The sequence below is a fragment of the Plantibacter sp. CFBP 8798 genome (assembly GCF_014841195.1).
Taxonomy (GTDB): Bacteria; Actinomycetota; Actinomycetes; order Actinomycetales; family Microbacteriaceae; genus Plantibacter; species Plantibacter auratus.
This window is the reverse complement of the sequence record NZ_JACYTS010000002.1, coordinates 510,997-529,889: the sequence shown is the minus strand read 5'-3', so window position 1 is coordinate 529,889 and position 18,893 is coordinate 510,997. Positions and strand designations below refer to the sequence as shown.

The window sequence follows — 18,893 nt, the reverse complement described above, 5'->3', positions numbered from 1 at the left end:
CTTCGTATCCACGGACCGCCGGCAGGGCTTGGCTCCCCCTGTCGGCCGGTTCCCATGGCGTCCCCGCGGTTTGACGGGCGTGTGATCAAGATCCTCGAGTCATGTTCATTTGTTAAGACATTCTGTGTATGCTGGTTCTGGCCGCATCGAACAGCTCACAGAAAGTTGTACAGAGACGTATGACCGCTCCATCAGCCATCACGTACGACGTCGTCACCATGGGACGCGTCGGCGTCGACATCTACCCATTGCAGGACGGCATCGGCCTCGAGGACGTCGACACTTTCGGCAAGTACCTCGGGGGGAGCGCCGCCAACGTCGCTGTCGCCGCCGCCCAGCACGGGCACCCGACGGCGCTCATCAGCAGGACGGGTGACGACCCCTTCGGTCGATACGTCCACCGCGAACTTGGACGCCTCGGCGTCGCTGACGAGTTCGTCGGTTGGGAGACGGACTTGCAGACACCGGTCACCTTCTGCGAGATCTTCCCGCCGGACGACTTCCCGTTGTACTTCTACCGGAAGCCGAAGGCCCCCGACCTGACGATCACGTCGAAATCCCTCGACCTCGACGCGATCTACCGCGCCAAGGTGTTCTGGGCGACGGTGACGGGGCTCAGTGAGGAACCGAGCCGCTCGGCCCACTTCACCGCGTGGGAAGCCCGCGCCCGCCGGCCGCTGACGATCCTCGACCTCGACTACCGTCCGATGTTCTGGAACTCGGCCGAGCAGGCTTCCGCCCAGGTCGGGCGAGCGCTCGAACACGTCACGGTCGCGGTCGGCAACCGTGAGGAATGCGAGGTGGCTGTCGGCGAGACGGATCCACACCGCGCTGCAGACGCCTTGCTGGAACGCGGCGTCGAACTCGCCATCGTCAAACAGGGTCCGAAGGGGGTCCTCGCCAAGACGCGCGACGAGACCGTGGAGGTCCCGCCGTACTTCGTGGACGTCGTGAACGGACTCGGCGCGGGGGACAGCTTCGGTGGCGCCCTCTGCCACGGACTCATCGAAGGGTGGGGTCTTGAGAAGATCCTGCGGTTCGCCAACATCGCCGGGGCGATCGTCGCGTCGCGGCGTGAGTGCTCGACGGCCATGCCGAACTCCGCCGAGGTGCTCGAGATCCTCGACACCATCAGCGCCGTCGGTGCAGCAGACCTCGGAGGTGCCCGATGACCATCGTGAACAACGCCAGGACATCGCGGTTCCTCCGCGAAAGTGAATTCGAGCGCCTGCGCGAGGTCCGCGCATCCGACCCGGCCGCCATCGCCCGCGCCCATGCCGGCCGACGTCGGCGCGAGCTGATCCGCGGCGACGGCCGACTCTTCATCGTCGCTGCCGACCACCCGGCGCGCGGAGCCCTCGGTGTGCGCGACGAGTCGATGGCCATGGCCGACCGGTACGAACTCCTGGACCGCCTTGCGCTCGCGCTCTCGCGTCCGGGTGTCGACGGCGTGCTGGGCACCCCGGACATCATCGACGACCTCGCCCTCCTCGGTCTGCTCGACGACAAGGTCGTGGTCGGATCGATGAACCGGGGTGGGCTGCGCGGCGCCGCGTTCGAGATGGACGACCGGTTCACCGGCTACGACATTCCCGGGATCGTCCGAGACGGTCTCGACTTCGCCAAGACACTCCTCCGAGTGAACCTCGGCGATGCCGGATCGGTCGCGACCATTGAAGCGAACGCCCGTGCCGTCGATCAGGCGGTCGAAGCTCGCGTGCCGATCATGCTCGAACCGTTCATGAGCGAGTGGCGCGAGGGACGGATCGTCAACGACCTCTCAGTCGAGGCGGTCATCACCTCGATCGCCATCGCGTCCGGCCTCGGATCGAGTTCGGCCTACACCTGGATGAAACTGCCGGTCGTCGAGGACATGGAACGCGTCATGGCTGCCACCTCGATGCCGACACTCCTGCTCGGTGGCGAGCCGAACGGCCATCAGGACGACGTCTACTCGTCCTGGGAACGAGCCCTCGAATTGCCCGGTGTCCGCGGGCTGGTCGTCGGACGCACCTTGATCTACCCCGCCGACGGCGACGTCTCCGCTGCAGTCGACACCGCGGCGGGGCTCGTCCACGCCGACCTCCCCTCCTGAGCCTCCCGATCCGCCGCGATCGCTGATCCTTCACAGATTGGAACCACCCGCATCATGAGCACTGACTCCCTCCCCGTCGTCCCGCACTGGATCGACGGAGCCGAAGCCCCCTCCAGTTCCGGTCGGACCGCCCCGGTCTACGACCCCGCGCTCGGTGTCGCGACGAAGCACGTCGCGCTCGCCGATCAGGACGAGATCGCCGCAGCTGTCGCATCGGCTGCCAAGGCCTTCCCCGCCTGGCGCGACTTGTCCCTGGCGAAGCGTCAGCAGGTCGTGTTCAAGTTCCGTGAGCTGCTGGACGCGAAGAAGGGTGAGTTGGCGGAGATCATCACGGCGGAGCACGGCAAGGTCGTCTCCGACGCGCTGGGCGAGATCACGCGCGGGCAGGAGGTCGTGGAGTTCGCGACCGGTCTCGCGCACCACCTCAAGGGTGAGTTCTCCGAGCAGGTCTCCACCGGTGTCGACGTGTACTCCACGAAGCAGCCCCTCGGGGTCGTGGGCATCATCTCGCCGTTCAACTTCCCCGCGATGGTGCCGATGTGGTTCTTCCCGATCGCGATCGCCGCCGGGAACACGGTCGTGCTGAAGCCGAGCGAGAAGGACCCGTCCGCGGCGATCTGGCTCGCGAAGCTCTGGAAGGAAGCAGGGCTCCCCGACGGGGTGTTCACGGTGCTGAACGGTGACAAGGAGGCCGTCGACGGGCTCCTCACCCACCCCGACGTCCGCGCGATCTCCTTCGTGGGTTCCACCCCGATCGCGAAGTACGTGTACGAGACCGGCACCGCACACGGCAAGCGCGTCCAGGCGCTCGGCGGGGCGAAGAACCACATGCTCGTGCTGCCCGACGCCGACCTCGACCTCGTCGCCGACTCCGCCATCAACGCCGGCTTCGGCTCCGCCGGTGAGCGCTGCATGGCGATCAGCGTGGTCGTCGCGGTCGAGCCCGTCGCGGACGAGCTCATCGCCAAGATCGCCGAACGCGCAGCGACCCTGCGGATCGGTGACGGACGCCGGAACTGCGACATGGGCCCGCTGGTCACGAAGGTGCACCGCGACAAGGTCGCGTCCTACCTCGACATCGCCGAAGCCGACGGCGCGACGATCGTCGTCGACGGCCGCAACACGCCCATCGACGGCGACCCGAACGGGTTCTGGCTCGGCCCGACCCTCATCGACAACGTCCCGACGACGTCGAAGGTGTACACGGAGGAGATCTTCGGCCCCGTCCTCGCCGTCGTCCGCGTGCAGTCCTACGAAGAGGGTGTCGCGCTGATCAACGGTGGTGCGTTCGGGAACGGGACCGCGATCTTCACCAACGACGGCGGTGCCGCCCGACGGTTCCAGAACGAGATCCAGGTCGGGATGATCGGCATCAACGTGCCGATCCCCGTGCCGGTCGCGACGTTCTCCTTCGGCGGGTGGAAGGACTCCCTGTTCGGCGACACCAAGGCCCACGGCGCCGAGGGCGTCCGGTTCTTCACCCAGCAGAAGGCCATCACCTCCCGCTGGCTCGACCCCTCCCACGGCGGCATCAACCTCGGCTTCCCCCAGAACTGAGTTCTCACGGACGGCCCTTCGACAGGCCCAGGGAATGGCGCGGTGCCCGAGCCGACATCGTTCCGCACTCCTGTCGAAGGGCATGATCGAATCACACACACGACGGAGTGACCAACATGCAGTGGATGTACGAGCGAGGTGACCTCGCCCGAGACGGCTGGGAGAGTGTCGTCGACGGCTCGATCGACGGGTGGGCGCACACGGGTCTCCGCGTCGCGGTCCTCGTCGACGGTGATGCCATCGACCTCCCGGCGGGCGATGTGGAACGCATCGTCGTGCCGCTCGCCGGTTCCTTCAGCATCAGCTGGACGGACGCTGAGCAGCGGGACGGCACCACGGCTCTCTCCGGCCGTCGATCCGTCTTCGACGGACCGACCGACGTCCTCTACATGGGTGCGGGGACAGCAGGCGTCCTCCGCGGAGGCGGTCGAGTCGCTGTGGCCGAGGCCCCGACGACGGCGGTCCACCCGACGCGTCATGTCGCTGCGGAGGAGATCCCCGTCGAACTGCGCGGCGCGGGCCGGTCGAGTCGTCAGGTCCACAACTTCGGCACGCCTGACGCGCTCGACGCCGCGAAGCTCATCGTGTGCGAGGTCGTGACGCCCGCAGAGAACTGGTCGTCCTACCCCGCCCACAAGCACGACGAGCACCTGCCTGGGGCGGAATCGCGCCTCGAGGAGATCTACTACTTCGAGTCCGCCGTCTCAAAGGGTCTGGAAGCACCGACGGCCGCGGATCCTTTCGGGATGTTCGCGACCTACTCCTCACCCGCCGGGGAGATCGACATCAACGCGATGGTCCGCACCGGCGACATCGCGCTCGTCCCGTTCGGCTACCACGGTCCTGCCGTCGCCGCGCCCGGGTACGACCTCTACTACCTGAACGTCATGGCCGGACCCGACCACGAACGGGTCTGGAGCATCAGCGACGACCCCGCACACGCGTGGATCCGGCAGAGCTGGGAGGGCCAGGACATCGACCCGCGGCTGCCCTATGTCAGCCCCACAGCATCTCAAACGAACACCCGCACCGATGGCGAAGGACAGCAGTGATGGCAACGAACTCCAGGACGAAGCGGATGACGGTGAGCCAGGCGCTTGTCGAATTCCTCGGTCACCAGTGGACCGTGGACGGCGACCACCGTGAGCGGACCATCCCCGGTATGTTCGGCATCTTCGGGCATGGCAACGTCGCGGGTCTCGGGCAGGCGCTCAAGCAGGCGAACGCGCTCGACCCCGACCTCATGCCCTACTTCCAGGCGCGCAACGAGCAGGCGATGGTGCACCAGTCCGTCGGCTACGCCCGCATGCACCGACGCCTCGGCACCTTCGCGAGTGCGGCCTCGGTCGGGCCTGGCGCCGCCAACATGCTGACGGGTGCCGCCCTCGCCACCACCAACCGGCTTCCGGCGCTCCTGTTGCCCAGCGACACCTTCGCGACGCGCGTCACCGACCCGGTCCTCCAGCAACTCGAACTGCCCCACGACATCGGCATCACCGTCAACGACGCGTTCCGTCCGCTGTCCCGGTTCTTCGACCGGGTGCAGCGGCCCGAGCAGCTGTTCTCGATCGCCCTCGCCGCCATGCGTGTGCTCACCGACCCCGCCGAGACGGGTGCGGTCACGATCGCCCTGCCGGAGGATGTGCAGGCGGAGACCGTCGACGTCCCCCTCGAATTCCTGCAGAACCGTGAATGGCACCTGCGCCGTCCGCTGCCGGAACGAGCTGCGCTTGCCCGCGCCGTCGCGGCGATCCGCGGGGCGAAGCGTCCGATCATCATCGCCGGCGGGGGAGTGATCTATTCGAACGCGGAGGAGGCGCTGCGTCTGCTCGTCGAGGCGACCGGCATCCCCGTCGGTACTTCGCAGGCCGGAGGCGGTTCGCTCGTCTGGGACCACCCGCAGAATGTCGGCGCGATCGGCGCCACCGGCACGACGGCGGCCAACCGTCTCGCCGCGGAAGCGGACGTCGTGATCGGTGTCGGGACGCGCTACAGCGACTTCACCACGGCGAGCCGCACGGCGTTCCGGGCCGAAGGCGTGACCTTCGTCAACATCAACGTCGCGAGCTTCGACGCGTACAAGCACGGCACGCAGATCGCCGTCGTCGCGGACGCGCGGGAGACGGTCGAAGCGCTCCACGATGAGCTCGCTCGCTTCCGAGTCGCTGCCGACTACGCCGAGACCGTCCGCCGCGAGAAGACGGCGTGGGACGCGACGGTCGACACCGCTTTCGAGCCGTCCGGACTCGCCCTCCCCGGCCAGGCCGAGATCATCGGCGCCGTGCAGTCGAGCACCGACCCGGAGGACGTCATCGTCCAGGCGGCGGGATCACTCCCCGGTGACCTCCACAAGTTGTGGCGCGTGCGGGACGCCCTCGGGTACCACGTCGAGTACGCCTTCTCCTGCATGGGGTACGAGATCGCCGGTGGGCTCGGCGTGAAGCGCGGTGCCGAGGCGAGTGGATCCGACCGCGACGTGGTCGTCATGGTGGGCGACGGGTCGTACCTCATGCTCCACACGGAGCTCGTGACCGCGGTCGCCGAGGGCATCAAGCTCATCGTCGTCCTCATCCAGAACCACGGCTACGCCTCGATCGGACACCTGTCGGAGACGGTCGGTTCCGAACGCTTCGGCACCTGGTACCGCAGCCTCGACCCCGAGGCCCGTAACTTCCAGGGTGAGCAGATCCTGCCCGTCGACCTCGCCGCCAACGCCCGCAGCTACGGCGTCGACGTGATCGAGGTCGAGCCCGGCGCCTCGTCGATCGACGACCTCAGGGTGGCCATGGCGACCGCGAAGGCGTCCGACCGGACGACGCTCATCCACATCAACAGCGACCCGCTGCTGTACGCGCCCGACGGCGAGGGCTGGTGGGACGTCCCCGTGCCGGCGGTCTCGGAGTTGCCGAGCACGCAGCGTGCCTACGAGGAGTACGCCGAGATCAAAGCCACCCAGAAGCCGCTGCTCGGCTGAGCGCCGGACAGACACACGAACGAGTATCGAAGGAACCCGATGTCAGAACCCACCACCACTCCGTCGATCCGCATCGGCACCGCTCCCGACTCCTGGGGCGTCTGGTTCCCCGACGACCCGAAGCAGGTCCCGTGGGAGCGATTCCTGGATGAGGTCGTCGCCTCCGGATACGAGTGGATCGAACTCGGTCCGTACGGCTACCTCCCCACGGACCCGAACCAGCTCGCCGATGAACTCGGCTCCCGTGGTCTCAAGCTGTCGGCCGGAACGGTCTTCACCGGCTTCCACAAGGGCGACGACCAGTGGAAGCGGGCCTGGGACCAGGCGCTCGACATCGCCGGCCTCGTCTCGAAGCTCGGGGCCGAGCACCTCGTCGTGATCCCGGACCTGTGGCGGAGCGACGCGACGAGTGAGGTCCTCGAGGCGCGCACACTGGACGACGAGCAGTGGGCGAAGCTCGCCGCTGGTCACGATCGCCTCGGCAAGGCCCTCCTCGAGGAGTTCGGGATCAAGCAGCAGTTCCACTCGCACGCCGACAGCCACGTCGGGACGACCAGGGAGGTCGAGCGCTTCCTCGCCGAGACCGACGAGCGGTACACGAACCTCTGCCTCGACACCGGCCACTTCTCCTACTACGGCGGCGACAACCTCAAGCTCATCGACGACCACCCGTCGCGGATCGGCTACCTGCATCTGAAGCAGGTCGATACAAGCCTGCTGTTCGACGTCCTGAAGAACGACGTGCCGTTCGCCGAGGCCGTCACCCAGGACATCATGGTCGAGCCGCCGTTCGGCGTACCGGAGCTCGGCCCGATCATCGAGCGCGTCGCGGCACTCGACCCGCAGATCTTCGGGATCGTCGAGCAGGACATGTACGGCTGCTCGATCGATCGCCCGTTCCCCATCGCCAAGCGCACACGCGAGCACATCTTCGGCGAGACCGCCGCTGCACGCGTCAGCTGAACCCACTTCGACCAGTCAGACTCCACGGAAGGCACCGACGCCATGAGCACCACCACCCAGACCACCGACCGTCCCACCGGGACCGACGCCCGGACGGGCGACCTCCGGGTCGGCATCGTCGGAGCCGGCCTGATGGGAGCCGACCACGTCGGACGGATCACCGAGCGGGTGAGTGGTGCGGTCGTCGCTGCGATCATCGAACCCGACGCCGGACGTGCCGCAGCCGCGGCTGCCAATGCGCCCGGTGCCCAGGCGTTCACCCGGATCGAGGACGCGATCGCGGCCGGGGCCGTGGACGCGGTCCTCATCGCGACCCCCGGCCAGTTCCACGAGCCGGTACTCCTGCCGGCACTCGCCGCCGGACTCCCGATCCTCTGCGAGAAGCCGCTGACGCCCGACTCCACGTCGTCGTGGCGGGTGCTCGAGGCAGAACAGCAGCTCGACCGTCCGCACATCCAGGTCGGGTTCATGCGTCGCTTCGACGCCGAGTACCAGCAGCTGCGCGCCCTCGTCGAGTCGGGCGACGCCGGCGAGCTCCTCATGCTCCGCGGCGTCCACCGCAACGCGGTCGTCCCTGACACCTACACGCAGACGATGCTCATCACCGATTCGGTCGTGCACGAGTTCGACGTGCTGCCGTGGGTGGCCGGCTCGACCGTCGCGAGCGTCGAGGTGAAGTACCCGCGTCGCAACCGGCTGAGCCCTGACCACCTGCGCGAGCCGATCCTCGTCATCATCGAGCTCGCGAACGGAGTCCTCGTCGACGTCGAGATGAACGTGAGCGTCCAGTTCGGCTATCAGGTCGCGACTGAGGCGGTCTTCGCCGAGAGCATCGCGAGGATCGGTCAGCCCTCCGGTCTCCAGCAGTGGAAGGACGGCCGCTTCAGCGTCGCCGACCACACGAGCTTCGTGACGCGGTTCGCCGCGGCCTACGACGAGCAGGTCCAGCGCTGGGTGAACGCGGTCCGCGCGGGCACGCTCGTCGACGGGCCGAACGCCTGGGACGGCTACAAGGTGGCACTCGCGTGTGAGGCGGGAGTCGCGGCCCTCACCACCGACGGCCCGGTGCCGGTCGCCGTTCCCGAGCGCCCCGCGTTCTACGCTTGATCCGCGTCCGGCCGGGGTCCCACGCGGCACCGGCCGGCCGCACTGACGAAGGAGTTCCCCGATGGTCCGCATCGCTCTCGACCCGACCCCGTACCACCACGACCACGGGCTGCTCGACTTCCCAGACAGAGCCGCACGGCTCGGGTACGACCACCTGCAGCTGACGCCGCACGCCGACTTCGGGCCGTTCTTCCGCTACCCCAAGGCCGACGACGCCCTCGTCGCCGCCCTGCGCAAGCGCGTCGCGGACGCCGGGATCACCATCCCTGCGCTCCTGCCGGTGCAACGTGTCTCCTCGCCCGAGGAGCCGCAGCGGGAGGCTGCCGTCCGCAACTTCTCGCGCATCATCCACCTCGCCGTGGAACTCGGCGTCGACACCCTCAACACCGAGTTCAGCGGACGCCCGGAGCGCAGCGAGGACTCGGAGGCCGCCTTCTACCGCTCGATGGAGACCCTGTTGCCGCTCGCCGAGCGCGAGGGCGTCCGCATCAACTTCGATCCGCACCCCGACGACTTCGTCGAGGACGGGCTCGAGGCCTGGCGGATCATCCGGGGCTTGAACTCGTCATCCGTCGGCTTCGTCTACGTCGCCTCGCACACCTTCCACTACGGCGACCGCGCAGCCACCCTGCTGCCCGAGATCGGCGCGCGTCTCGGCGCGGTCTACGCGGCCGACACCTTCGACCACCACCGTTCGCACGGACTCCGGTACATCAGCAACCCGCCGGGCAACGCGGCACGGGTGCACCAGCACCTCGCGATCGGCGACGGCGACGTCGACTGGGCGGGACTGTTCGCGACGCTCGGAGGCACGGGCTTCCTCGATCGCGAGGACGCGATCGTCGTCTCCAATGTCTTCGCAGAGGACGAGCGCGCCGACGAGGTCTCGCGGTCCCAGCTCGAGCGCCTGCGCGCGCTCGTCGACGCCGGCCGCGCGGCCGCTTCGGGTGAGGGAGCGGGAGCCGGCGCGTGAGACTCGGCCTCGTCGGGTACGGATTCGGCGGACGCACGTTCCACGCCCCGTTCGTCGCTGCTCTCGGTGACGGGGTCCTCGCCGGGGTCATGACCCGTTCGCCGGTCCGCCGGGCGGAGCTCGCCGTCGACCATCCCGGGGTGCCCGTGTACGACACCGTCGGAGATCTGCTCGCATCGGGTGTGGACATCGTGACGATCTCGACGCCGCCGTCGGGTCGGCTCGACATCGCCAAGCGCGTGATCGACGCCGGAGTACCGGTGATCGTCGACAAGCCGATGGCGAGCAGTCTTGCCGAGGCGCGAGAACTCGTCGCCTACGCGGCTGACCGAGGCGTCCTGCTCAGCGTCTTCCAGAACCGGCGTTGGGACTCCGAGGCCCGCACGCTGCGGGCGATCGTGCGCTCGGGCGCCGTCGGTGACATCCGCCTCGTCGAGAACGTCCTCGACCGGTGGGAACCTCACGCGACCGGAGACGGATCCGGCGGCGGTCAGCTCTTGGATCTGGGCAGTCACATCGTGGACCAGGTTCGTGACGCGCTCGGACCTGTCCAGCGGGTGTTCGCAACGATCGACCGCCGGCCGGGTGACGAGTACGAGTACGCCTTCGACCTGCTTCTCGAGCACGAGGATGGTATCCGGTCGATCGTCGCTTCCGACGTCCTGCAACCCGACGGGCGCCCACGCCTGCGGGTGACCGGACGCACCGGGACCGTCACCGTACGTGGGCTCGACCTCCAGACGGATCAAGTGCTAGCCGGCCTTCGGCCCGCCGATGAGGGCTGGGGCGTCGAGCCGCACGAGCGGTGGGGCACGCTCACGACGACGGACGGTGAGCGGCGGCCGTATCCACGCGCAGACGGTCGCTGGCAGGATTTCTACGCAGGGGTGCGTGACGCGATCGACACCGGGTCCGGCGTCCTCCCTGTCGCCGTCGAGGGCTCCCTCGACACATTCGCGATCCTCGAGGCCGCTCGCCGGAGCGCTCAGCTCGGCACCTGGGTGGACGTCTCGTCCGTCTGACATTCCTCGGTGCGTGTTCCCGGCACAGCAGAACGGCCCGTCCTCTCGATGAGGGCGGGCCGTTCGACGGTGTGGCGCGGACCAGGATCAGAAGGTCTTGTACTGCTCCTTGAAGTGGTCCTCGAGCGACTCGAGGCTCTTGCCCTTCGTCTCCGGGACACTCGTCGCGACGAAGAGGATGGCGAGGAGACCGACCGCGGCGAAGAGGAGGAAGGTGGCGAAGCCGAGGGACTCGACGAGCGAGGGGAACACGAGCGAGATGATCGCGTTCGTGGTCCAGAGCACCAGGACGGTGATGCCGATCATGACGCCGCGCATCTTGAGTGGGAAGATCTCGGCGATCATGAGCCAGGCGAGGGGTCCGATGGTGCCCTGCATGATCCCGATGAAGAGCAGGATCGCGATGAGGAGCAGCCACGGGCGGACGGGGTTGTCCTCGGGCAGGCCGAGGCCGATGGCGCCGACGAGCAGGTGCATGGTCGTGGTGCCGATGAACCCGAACAACATCAGCGAGCGGCGGTTGAACCGGTTGATGATCGACAGCGCGACGAGCATCGCGGTCACGGACATGACGCCGTTCAACACGTTGAAGCTGAGCGCCGCGTTGCGGGTGAACCCGGCCGCCTCGAGCACCTGGGTGCCGTAGTACATCATCGAGTTGATACCGGTGAGTTGCTGGTAGGCGGCGATGCCGATGCCGATGAACAAAAGGCGACGGATCCACGGCGTGCGGACGATGTCGCGGAACGTGCCCGACTGCTCGTCCTTCTCGATCTCGGAGAGCTGCCGGACCTCCTCCATCTCGGCGACCGCGCGCTCCTCGGAGCGCACCTGCCGGAGCACCTCGAGGGCCTCGTCGTCTCGTCCGCGGGCGATGAGCCAGCGCGGGCTCTCGGGCATCCGGAGCATGCCGAAGAACAGGACGAACGCCGGGATCACGGCGATGGCGAGCATGTAGCGCCAGACGTGGTCGTTGGAGCCCCAGACGTTGCCGATGATCGCGTTGATCGCGAAGGCGAGGAACTGCCCGCCGACGATCATGAGCTCGTTCCGCGACACGAGGCTGCCGCGCTTCTCGAACGGCGCGACCTCGGCGAGGTAGACCGGCACCGTGACCGAGGCGCCGCCGACGGCGAGGCCGAGGATGAAGCGGAAGACGAGCAGGATCTCGTAGGTCGGGGCGATGACGCAGCCGCCGGCGCCGATGAAGAACAGGACGGCGATGATGAGGATGTTGCGCTTGCGACCGAGGCGGTCCGACAGACGCCCACCGAAGAAGGCGCCGACGGCGGCACCGATCAGCAGGGTGAAGGTGATGAGTCCTTCTTGGAAGGAGTCGAGGCCGAAGTACTCCATCATGAACGACAGAGCGCCGTTGAGGACGCCGGTGTCGTAGCCGAAGAGCAGCCCGCCGAAGGTCGCGATGACGGCGACGAGGCCGAGGCGTCGGTTGTAGGGGCCGTTGCCGAGTGGCGGCAGGGCCACCTTCACGGCATTGGTGATCGTTCCACCATGAGACACGTTGTTCGCTCCTTTGCGTGTTCCCGCCTCCGGCCCCGATGGGCCGGTTGTCGACGCTGAACCGGGTGAGAATGTGTCCTAATGTTAGGACATTCTGCCACGGACCGCTAGTGCGTCGAGAACTCGACGTGAATGCTCGCTCAGAATCGATCCAGCTGCGGCCTGAACCGCACGGTCCCCATCGATGTCAGGATCAGAGTGTCTCGCCCGCATCCGCCAGGAGGGTGCTCCCCGTCATGATCATGGACAGGTCGCTCGCCGCGAAGAGGACGACGCGGGCGATGTCGTCTGGGGTGCCGAAGCGTCCGATGAGGCTCTGGTTCATGACGTCGAGTCTCGGGAGCTCGACGCCGGCTGCAGCGGCGGCCTCGGCGGCGGCGGCCGCGACGGCGAGGTTCCCCTCCGTGGGCACGAAGCTCGGCGCGACACCGAGGACCCGGACGCCGAGCGGGGCGAGGTCGACCGCGAGCGACTTCGTGAGTCCGAGCGCCGCATGCTTCGAGCTCACGTAGGCGGACATGCCCGGGAAGGCGACCTGGACTCCGGCGGTCGAGACGATGTTCACGATGACGCCGCCGGACCCGTCCGCCGTCATGCGTCGTGCCGCTTCGCGCGCCCCGAGGAACACGCCGCGGGCGTTGACGGCGAAGACCCGGTCCCAGGTCTCGTCGTCCATCTCGAGCACGGGGGCGTTGGGGAAGACGCCGGCGTTGTTCACCCAGACGTCGATCCCCCCGAGCTCGGTGACGGCGAGGTCTGCGGCGGCCGCGACGGTTGCGGCGTCGCTCACGTCGGCGCGGGTTCCGAGGGCCGTGACACCGAACCGCGCGTGGAGCTCGTCGGCCGCGGTGCGCGCGGCGTCCTCATGCAGGTCGACGATGAGGAGGTCGGCGCCGGCCTCCGCGAGTCGGACGGCGATGGCCTTGCCCAGTCCTTGCGCGCCTCCGGTGACGACGGCGCGTCGCCCGGCGAGGGAGAGGAGGTCTGCGAGCGGGGTCTCGGAGACATCGGGGAAGGGGTAGGGCATGACGACCTCCATGTCGTGGCAACGGTATTGGCAGAGTATGTCATAAAACGACCTGCGCGCGGGCGCTAGCGTGGGTGCATGACCGCCAAACGGGGCCCAGGCCGCCCGCCCGTCTCCGAGCCGGACGAACTCCGGTCGCGAGCGCTCGACGTGCTCTACCGCCGTGGGTATCAGGGCACGACCATGGGCGCACTGGCGGACGAGGTCGGCGTGAGCGTCCGCACCCTGCACCGGTACTTCCCGACGAAGGCCGACATCGTCTGGGGCGGCATCGAGGGGGCGATCGACGCGCTGGCCCATGGCTTCGCGACGGCCGACGAGTCACTCCCGATCACCGAGGCCATCACCTCCGTCGTCCTCGACGTGTTCGATCAGGACGCCGACGCCCTCGCCGTCGGCCGCGCCCGGATGCGCCTCATCGCGACGACCCCGGAGCTGCGTGAGACGAGGCCGGAGACCTATCGACGCTGGCGCGAACAGACGATCGAGTTCGTCGCGCGGCGTCTCGGCGCCTCGTCCTCCGACATCGTGCCGCGAGCCGTCGGGGCCGCGGTACAGGCGGCGATCGACGAGGCGCTGGCCTGGTGGGCGGCCGGCGATCGCGACGCCTCTCCCGCCCAGGCGGTCGCGGAGGCGCTCCGCGGCTTCGACGTCATCCGCACGAGCGGTGTGGACTCGCCGGCCCGCTGACCTCACGCCGTCGTGGTGGCGCCGTCCTCCGGGGACGCGATCAGGCGCATGAAGGCCTCGAGCAGCGGCAGGGTCTCGCGCTCCGGGTCCAGGAGCGCCTGGATGCGCAGACCGTCGATCATCGCCAGCGTCATCGTCACCTTGTCATCGGCGGTGAGCTGCTCCCCGTCGGCGGCCGTCGAGAGCCGCTTGTCGGTGAAGTGCTCGCGCATGCGGGCTCGGCGGGCCATGAAGAAGTCGTGCGCGGGGTGGTGGGGGTTCGTGGCCGCGATGGTGATCGCGAGCCAGTTGCGTTGCTGCTCGGGGTGGGCGAAGTCCTCCTCGAGCACCGCGCTCAGAACGCGGTCCGCCGGCAGTCTGGACTGCATGATGCGCTGGGCGAGCTCGAGGTCGTCGGCGTCCCGCTGCGCGAGGGCGGCCAGGAGGAGGTCGTCCTTCGTCGCGAAGTGGCGGAGGAGCGCGGCGTGCGTGACGCTCGCGCGGGAGGCGATGTCCCGCAGTGAGGCCCGCTCGTAGCCGTGCTCGGCGAAGCTCGCCGACGCCGCCCGGATCATCTCGGCGCGGCGGGCCGGTGTCGTCGCGTAGGGGCCGCGGGGGCCACGTCGACCGCGGGTCGGGTTCCCCTCCGGTGCGATGTTCGTCGCCGTGCTCGTCGTCATGCTCGGCCTTCCTCGCGTCGATCGGACAGGTGTTGCCCGGGACTTGCCAATTGTATCCGCGATGGTTACTGTTTCCAAACAGTAACCATGGTGGTTACAGTTTGCCGGAGTCGCACACCGCTGTCGCCCGGACGCAGACCAGCACCGTAGCCGGTCGACACACCCGATGAAGGAGTCATGGTGTCCCCGAACGAACCCGATCCCACCGCCCGCGCCGCAGCCGGTCTCGCCGCGGCCCAGCCCACCCCGGGCGCGCAGCCCGAACCCGACGGACTCGACGCCGCCCCGGCCACCGTGCAGGAACCGCAGACCCCGGTCAGCCGCTCCTACATCTTCTGGCTCATGCTCGCCAGCTTCGGCGCGTCCATGGCCATGATGGTGCCGCTGTCGTACGGTATCGCCGTCCGCATCTCCGAGCTCGCGCCGGGTCACGAGGAGGTGCTCGGCTACATCACCGGGACGGCCCAGCTCGTCTACCTCGTCATCAGCCCCATGGTCGGCATCTGGAGCGACCGCGTCCGCTCACGCCTCGGCCGCCGCACGCCGTTCATCTTCCTCGGCGTCGGGATCGGCCTCATCGGCCTCATCGTCATGGGACTCGCGCCCGACCTCCTCATCGTCGGTGCCGGCTGGGTGCTCGGCATGTCCGGCTGGTCCATCTGTGGCGCAGCGATCCAGACGCTGCAGGCGGACAAGCTCCCGGAGTCGCAGCGCGGCAAGGTGTCGGCACTGACCGGGCTCATGACGCAGATCGCGCCGGTCCTCGGCATCGGCGTCGCCTACGCGGTGTCGTCCAGCACCTTCCTCGTGTTCCTCGTCCCCGGCGTCATCGGCGCCGTCCTCCTCGCGATCTTCCCGCTCATCAAGCCGGAGGGGAGCTCCAAGCACCTCGCGAAGACGGACACCGTCACCGTCGGCTCCGTCGTCCGCAGCTACGGCTTCAACGTGCGCAAGTACCCGGACTTCGCCTGGAACTGGCTCGGTCGCTTCGTCTTCTTCATCGGCCTCTACTTCAACACCACGTTCGGCACCTTCTTCTACGCGCAGCGGCTCGACCTCCCGGTCCGCGAGGTCGCCGGGGTCGTCGCCACGATCGGGATGCTCGGTGTGGTCGCCGCGGCCGGTGGGGCGCTGCTCGGCGGCTTCCTCTCCGACAAGCTCAAGCGTCGGCGGCTGTTCGTGCTCATCGCCTCGCTCCTCTTCGTCGCCGGTGCCCTGGCCGAGGCGTTCGCGTGGTCGCTGCCGCAGCTGATCATCGGTGCGGTGCTCATGCAGACCGCGATCGCGGTCTTCGCGACGGTGGACCAGGCGATCATCTTCGCCATCCTGCCGAACCGCGAGGAGGCCGGCCGGTACATGGCGGTCGTCGCCTTCGCGCAGAAGATCCCGAGTGCCGTCGCGCCGCTGCTCGCCTCGGTCGTGATCACCCTCGGCGCGACCGGTGCGGAGAAGAACTACACGATCCTCTACCTCACGGGCGCGGTCCTCGCGCTCCTCGGCGGGATCATCGTCTCCACCAAGGTCAAAGCCGTCCGCTGACCCGGTGGCGCCGAGCCGCCGACACCCCGTCCAGCACCACCCAGCAGAGAGCCAGAGCATGCACGCGACACCCCACGATCTCACCGTCGACAGCGGCGGCGACCAGTTCGTCGTCACCGGGGCGACGCCGCGGCTCTCCTGGAAGCCGGGAGACGGCGCGATCTGCGGCTTCGAGCTCGAGGCGGTGATCGACGGGGTGCGGCACCCGGTCGTGCTCGCGGACGGGCACCGCCACGTCGCTTGGCCGTGGTGCGCGCTGCACAGCCGCCAGCGGGTCGAGTGGCGGGTGCGTTCGGCCGAGGCGGGTGCCGAGTGGTCCGAACCGGCGTCCTTCGAGGTCGGCCTGCTCGACCAGGACTGGCGGGCGGCTTGGATCTCGCCCGTCGAGACGGATGATCCCGGCTACGGGAACCGCCCGGCGCACCTCCTCGGCGTGGAGTTCACGCTGGAGGGCGAGGTTCGGTCCGCGCGGCTCTACGCGACCGCCCTCGGTCTGTACACTGCAGCGGTCAACGGGGTGCGCGCCGGCCGAGCCGAGCTCTCCCCGGGCTCGACCTCCTACGACCGAACCCTGTACGCCCAGGCCTTCGACGTCGCCGACGCTCTGGTGACCGGCACCAACCGTCTCGACGTCGACCTGTCCGACGGCTGGTACCGAGGTCAGGTGGGGGCGTTCCGCATCCCGTCGGGCTGGGGCTCCGTCCTCGGTCTCCGCGCCGAGCTGCACGTCGACTTCGCCGACGGGAGCACCCTCGTCGTCCGTTCGGACGACCGCTGGGAGAGTCGGCCGTCCACCATCACCCGGGCCGACCTCATGGACGGCCAGACGGTCGACCTGACGGTGGCCGATGGGGAGGCTGCCGACGTACCGGTCTCGTCCGTGCTCATCGACGCCGTCGTGGACCCACCGGCCATCGACTGGTCGCCGGCGCCCGCCGTGACGGTGGTCGCGTCGCTCGCCCCGAGCAGGGTTCGCGAGCTGCGCGAGGGCGTGTGGGTCGTCGACTTCGGCCAGAACGCCTCCGGATGGCTCCGGCTCGGAGACCTCGGACCCGCGGGCACCCGGACCGGGATCGACTACGGCGAGTACGTCGGAGCGGACGGCGACCTCTCGACGACCCACCTCGACTCCCATCGACCCGGCGAACCAGCACGGGTCTTCCGGCAGCATGACGAGGTGGTCGCGGGGGAGACGCCGGCCGTCTTCGAACCGCGGCACACCGTCCACGGGTTCCAATACGTGCGGATCGTGCGACACGGCGCGCCACTCGACCCCGCGACGCTCTCGATGCAGATCGTCCACACCGACCTCCCGGTGGCCGGCCGGTTCGCGTGCAGCGACCCCGACCTGGACGAGCTCCACCGTCTCGCCGAGTGGAGCTTCCTCGGCAACGCCGTCGACGTCCCCACCGACTGCCCGACCAGGGAACGCCTCGCCTGGACCGGGGACTACCAGGTGTTCGTCTCCACGGCGACCCGGCTCCGCGATGTGAGCGGGTTCAGCCGGAAGTGGCTGCGCTCCGTCCGCGACGACCAACTCGACGACGGTCGCATCACGAACTTCTCGCCGGACGGTCGACGCATCAAGCAGCGACTCGACGACCAGTTCGCGATGATGACCGGTTCCGCGGGCTGGGGCGACGCGATCGTCGCGGTGCCCTGGGAGCTGTACCGCAGCTACGGTGACACCGAGGTGCTCGCCGAGAACTGGGACGCGATGGTCCGGTGGGTGGAGTGGGCGCTCGGCCGCGCGCGGGAGACGCGCCACCACGCACGCCAGCAGCACTCGCCGGAGCCCGAGGCGTTCGAGGAGTTCCTCTGGGACGGGACCTTCCACTGGGGTGAGTGGACGGAGCCGAGGGAGCGCGACGCCGACGGCAACGCCATCGACCCGATCGTCGACGACCCGATGGCGTGGTTCATGGCCGACAAGGGTGAGGTCGGCACCGCCTACCTCTTCCGTTCCACGTCCACGCTCGCGCAGATCGCGGCGATCCTCGGCCAGGACGACGTCGCGGCCCGCTACGCGCTGGTCGCCGAGCAGGTCCGTTCGGCCTGGCAGGCCGCCTACCTCCGGCCCGACGGCACCACCGAGACCGACACACAGGCTGCGTACGTCCGGGCGCTGTCCTTCGGCCTGCTCCCGGAGGACCTCCGAACCGCTGCGCTGGGTCGCCTGGTGGAGCTCATCCGGCTGGCCGGCACCCACCTCGGCACCGGCTTCCTCTCGACGGGGGACCTGCTCCCCGTGCTCGTCGAAGGTGGCCGTGCGGACGTGGCCTACGAGCTGCTCATGCAGCGCACGGAGCCCTCCTGGCTCACCATGGTCGACCGTGGTGCGACCACCATCTGGGAGGCCTGGGAGGGCATCGACGCGGACGGCTTCGCCCACGAGTCCCTCAACCACTACAGCAAGGGGACGTTCGCGCGCTTCCTCCACGAGTACACGCTCGGACTCCGGCAGGCCGAGGACTCGATCGCCTGGGACTCGATCGTCATCGCGCCGGTCCCCGGCGCCGGGATGTCGTGGGCGCAGGGCTCCCACGAGTCGCCGAACGGGACGATCGCGGTCCACTGGCGCCACGAGGGCGGGGAACTGCTGATCGACGCTGCGATCCCGGCCGCCACCACGGCCCGGATCCGCTTCCCCGACGGCACCGAGTTCCACGCCGGTCCCGGCCGCTTCAGCGCCCGCCGCCCGTTCCGCACCCCTGCGGCCGAGGCCTCGGTCGCCTCCATCTGACCATCGCACCACGAACGAGAGAG

The 18,893-nt window shown here is 68.8% G+C and carries 15 protein-coding genes; 12 read left to right on the top strand and 3 right to left on the bottom strand.

The window, feature by feature from the left end; genetic code table 11:
• Positions 1-179 precede the first annotated feature (179 nt).
• From iolC to IFU30_RS09445, 9 genes are all read left to right on the top strand, one after another.
• Complete coding sequence (iolC, locus tag IFU30_RS09485; protein ID WP_192005039.1) at positions 180-1,172, top strand: 5-dehydro-2-deoxygluconokinase; 993 nt, start codon at positions 180-182, stop codon at positions 1,170-1,172.
• Complete coding sequence (locus IFU30_RS09480; protein WP_192005038.1) at positions 1,169-2,095, top strand: class I fructose-bisphosphate aldolase; 927 nt, start codon at positions 1,169-1,171, stop codon at positions 2,093-2,095. The genes iolC and IFU30_RS09480 overlap by 4 nt, the downstream gene beginning before the upstream one ends.
• A gap of 54 nt (positions 2,096-2,149) precedes the next feature.
• Positions 2,150-3,652: a CoA-acylating methylmalonate-semialdehyde dehydrogenase gene (locus IFU30_RS09475; RefSeq protein ID WP_192005037.1), complete on the top strand. Its 1,503-nt coding sequence runs from the start codon at positions 2,150-2,152 to the stop codon at positions 3,650-3,652.
• A 116-nt stretch (positions 3,653-3,768) separates the two neighbouring features.
• Positions 3,769-4,704 carry a 5-deoxy-glucuronate isomerase gene (iolB, locus tag IFU30_RS09470; protein WP_192005453.1) on the top strand — a complete coding sequence of 312 codons (936 nt, stop codon included), beginning with the start codon at positions 3,769-3,771 and terminating at the stop codon, positions 4,702-4,704.
• Positions 4,704-6,626: a 3D-(3,5/4)-trihydroxycyclohexane-1,2-dione acylhydrolase (decyclizing) gene (gene iolD, locus IFU30_RS09465; protein WP_249404745.1), complete on the top strand. Its 1,923-nt coding sequence runs from the start codon at positions 4,704-4,706 to the stop codon at positions 6,624-6,626. The genes iolB and iolD overlap by 1 nt, the downstream gene beginning before the upstream one ends.
• A gap of 39 nt (positions 6,627-6,665) precedes the next feature.
• Positions 6,666-7,589 (top strand): sugar phosphate isomerase/epimerase family protein, encoded by a 924-nt coding sequence (locus IFU30_RS09460; protein WP_191940976.1) that lies wholly within the window; start codon positions 6,666-6,668, stop codon positions 7,587-7,589.
• A 42-nt stretch (positions 7,590-7,631) separates the two neighbouring features.
• Entirely contained in the window at positions 7,632-8,696 is a 1,065-nt protein-coding gene (locus IFU30_RS09455) for a Gfo/Idh/MocA family protein (protein ID WP_192005036.1), read from the top strand.
• A gap of 61 nt (positions 8,697-8,757) precedes the next feature.
• Positions 8,758-9,669 (top strand): sugar phosphate isomerase/epimerase family protein, encoded by a 912-nt coding sequence (locus IFU30_RS09450; RefSeq protein WP_192005035.1) that lies wholly within the window; start codon positions 8,758-8,760, stop codon positions 9,667-9,669.
• Entirely contained in the window at positions 9,666-10,691 is a 1,026-nt protein-coding gene (locus tag IFU30_RS09445) for a Gfo/Idh/MocA family protein (protein WP_192005034.1), read from the top strand. Before IFU30_RS09450 ends, IFU30_RS09445 begins: the two co-directional genes overlap by 4 nt.
• 87 nt (positions 10,692-10,778) lie before the next feature.
• On the opposite strand, the gene IFU30_RS09440 is transcribed toward IFU30_RS09445, so the two are convergent.
• Together IFU30_RS09440 and IFU30_RS09435 are read right to left on the bottom strand one after the other, a co-directional pair.
• Positions 10,779-12,212 carry a sugar porter family MFS transporter gene (locus IFU30_RS09440; RefSeq protein WP_192005033.1) on the bottom strand — a complete coding sequence of 478 codons (1,434 nt, stop codon included), beginning with the start codon at positions 12,210-12,212 and terminating at the stop codon, positions 10,779-10,781.
• A gap of 193 nt (positions 12,213-12,405) precedes the next feature.
• Positions 12,406-13,239, bottom strand: coding sequence for an SDR family NAD(P)-dependent oxidoreductase (locus tag IFU30_RS09435; RefSeq protein WP_192005032.1), 834 nt, complete (start codon positions 13,237-13,239; stop codon positions 12,406-12,408).
• A gap of 78 nt (positions 13,240-13,317) precedes the next feature.
• On the opposite strand from IFU30_RS09435, the gene IFU30_RS09430 reads away from it, so the two are divergent.
• Positions 13,318-13,929 (top strand): acyl-CoA-like ligand-binding transcription factor, encoded by a 612-nt coding sequence (locus IFU30_RS09430; protein WP_192005031.1) that lies wholly within the window; start codon positions 13,318-13,320, stop codon positions 13,927-13,929.
• A gap of 2 nt (positions 13,930-13,931) precedes the next feature.
• Here the strand turns inward: IFU30_RS09430 and IFU30_RS09425 are convergent, their stop codons facing one another.
• A complete protein-coding gene (locus IFU30_RS09425; protein ID WP_079002370.1) occupies positions 13,932-14,588 on the bottom strand; it encodes a TetR/AcrR family transcriptional regulator in 657 nt (218 codons plus the stop codon).
• A 180-nt stretch (positions 14,589-14,768) separates the two neighbouring features.
• On the opposite strand from IFU30_RS09425, the gene IFU30_RS09420 reads away from it, so the two are divergent.
• Positions 14,769-16,127: an MFS transporter gene (locus IFU30_RS09420; RefSeq protein WP_399542875.1), complete on the top strand. Its 1,359-nt coding sequence runs from the start codon at positions 14,769-14,771 to the stop codon at positions 16,125-16,127.
• Positions 16,128-16,185: 58 nt separating this feature from the next.
• Positions 16,186-18,870, top strand: a complete 2,685-nt coding sequence (locus IFU30_RS09415) for an alpha-L-rhamnosidase (RefSeq protein ID WP_192005030.1) — start codon at positions 16,186-16,188, stop codon at positions 18,868-18,870.
• The last annotated feature ends 23 nt before the right edge of the window (positions 18,871-18,893 follow it).

Excerpts from the sequence above, each read along its gene's own strand:
- IFU30_RS09425 (WP_079002370.1), bottom strand. The coding sequence starts at position 14,588 with ATGACGACGAGCACGGCGACGAACATCGCACCGGAGGGGAACCCGACC.
- iolC (WP_192005039.1), top strand. The coding sequence starts at position 180 with ATGACCGCTCCATCAGCCATCACGTACGACGTCGTCACCATGGGACGC.
- iolB (WP_192005453.1), top strand. The coding sequence starts at position 3,769 with ATGCAGTGGATGTACGAGCGAGGTGACCTCGCCCGAGACGGCTGGGAG.
- IFU30_RS09430 (WP_192005031.1), top strand. The coding sequence starts at position 13,318 with ATGACCGCCAAACGGGGCCCAGGCCGCCCGCCCGTCTCCGAGCCGGAC.
- IFU30_RS09460 (WP_191940976.1), top strand. The coding sequence starts at position 6,666 with ATGTCAGAACCCACCACCACTCCGTCGATCCGCATCGGCACCGCTCCC.
- iolD (WP_249404745.1), top strand. The coding sequence starts at position 4,704 with ATGGCAACGAACTCCAGGACGAAGCGGATGACGGTGAGCCAGGCGCTT.
- IFU30_RS09450 (WP_192005035.1), top strand. The coding sequence starts at position 8,758 with ATGGTCCGCATCGCTCTCGACCCGACCCCGTACCACCACGACCACGGG.
- IFU30_RS09455 (WP_192005036.1), top strand. The coding sequence starts at position 7,632 with ATGAGCACCACCACCCAGACCACCGACCGTCCCACCGGGACCGACGCC.
- IFU30_RS09415 (WP_192005030.1), top strand. The coding sequence starts at position 16,186 with ATGCACGCGACACCCCACGATCTCACCGTCGACAGCGGCGGCGACCAG.
- IFU30_RS09475 (WP_192005037.1), top strand. The coding sequence starts at position 2,150 with ATGAGCACTGACTCCCTCCCCGTCGTCCCGCACTGGATCGACGGAGCC.
- IFU30_RS09480 (WP_192005038.1), top strand. The coding sequence starts at position 1,169 with ATGACCATCGTGAACAACGCCAGGACATCGCGGTTCCTCCGCGAAAGT.
- IFU30_RS09435 (WP_192005032.1), bottom strand. The coding sequence starts at position 13,239 with ATGCCCTACCCCTTCCCCGATGTCTCCGAGACCCCGCTCGCAGACCTC.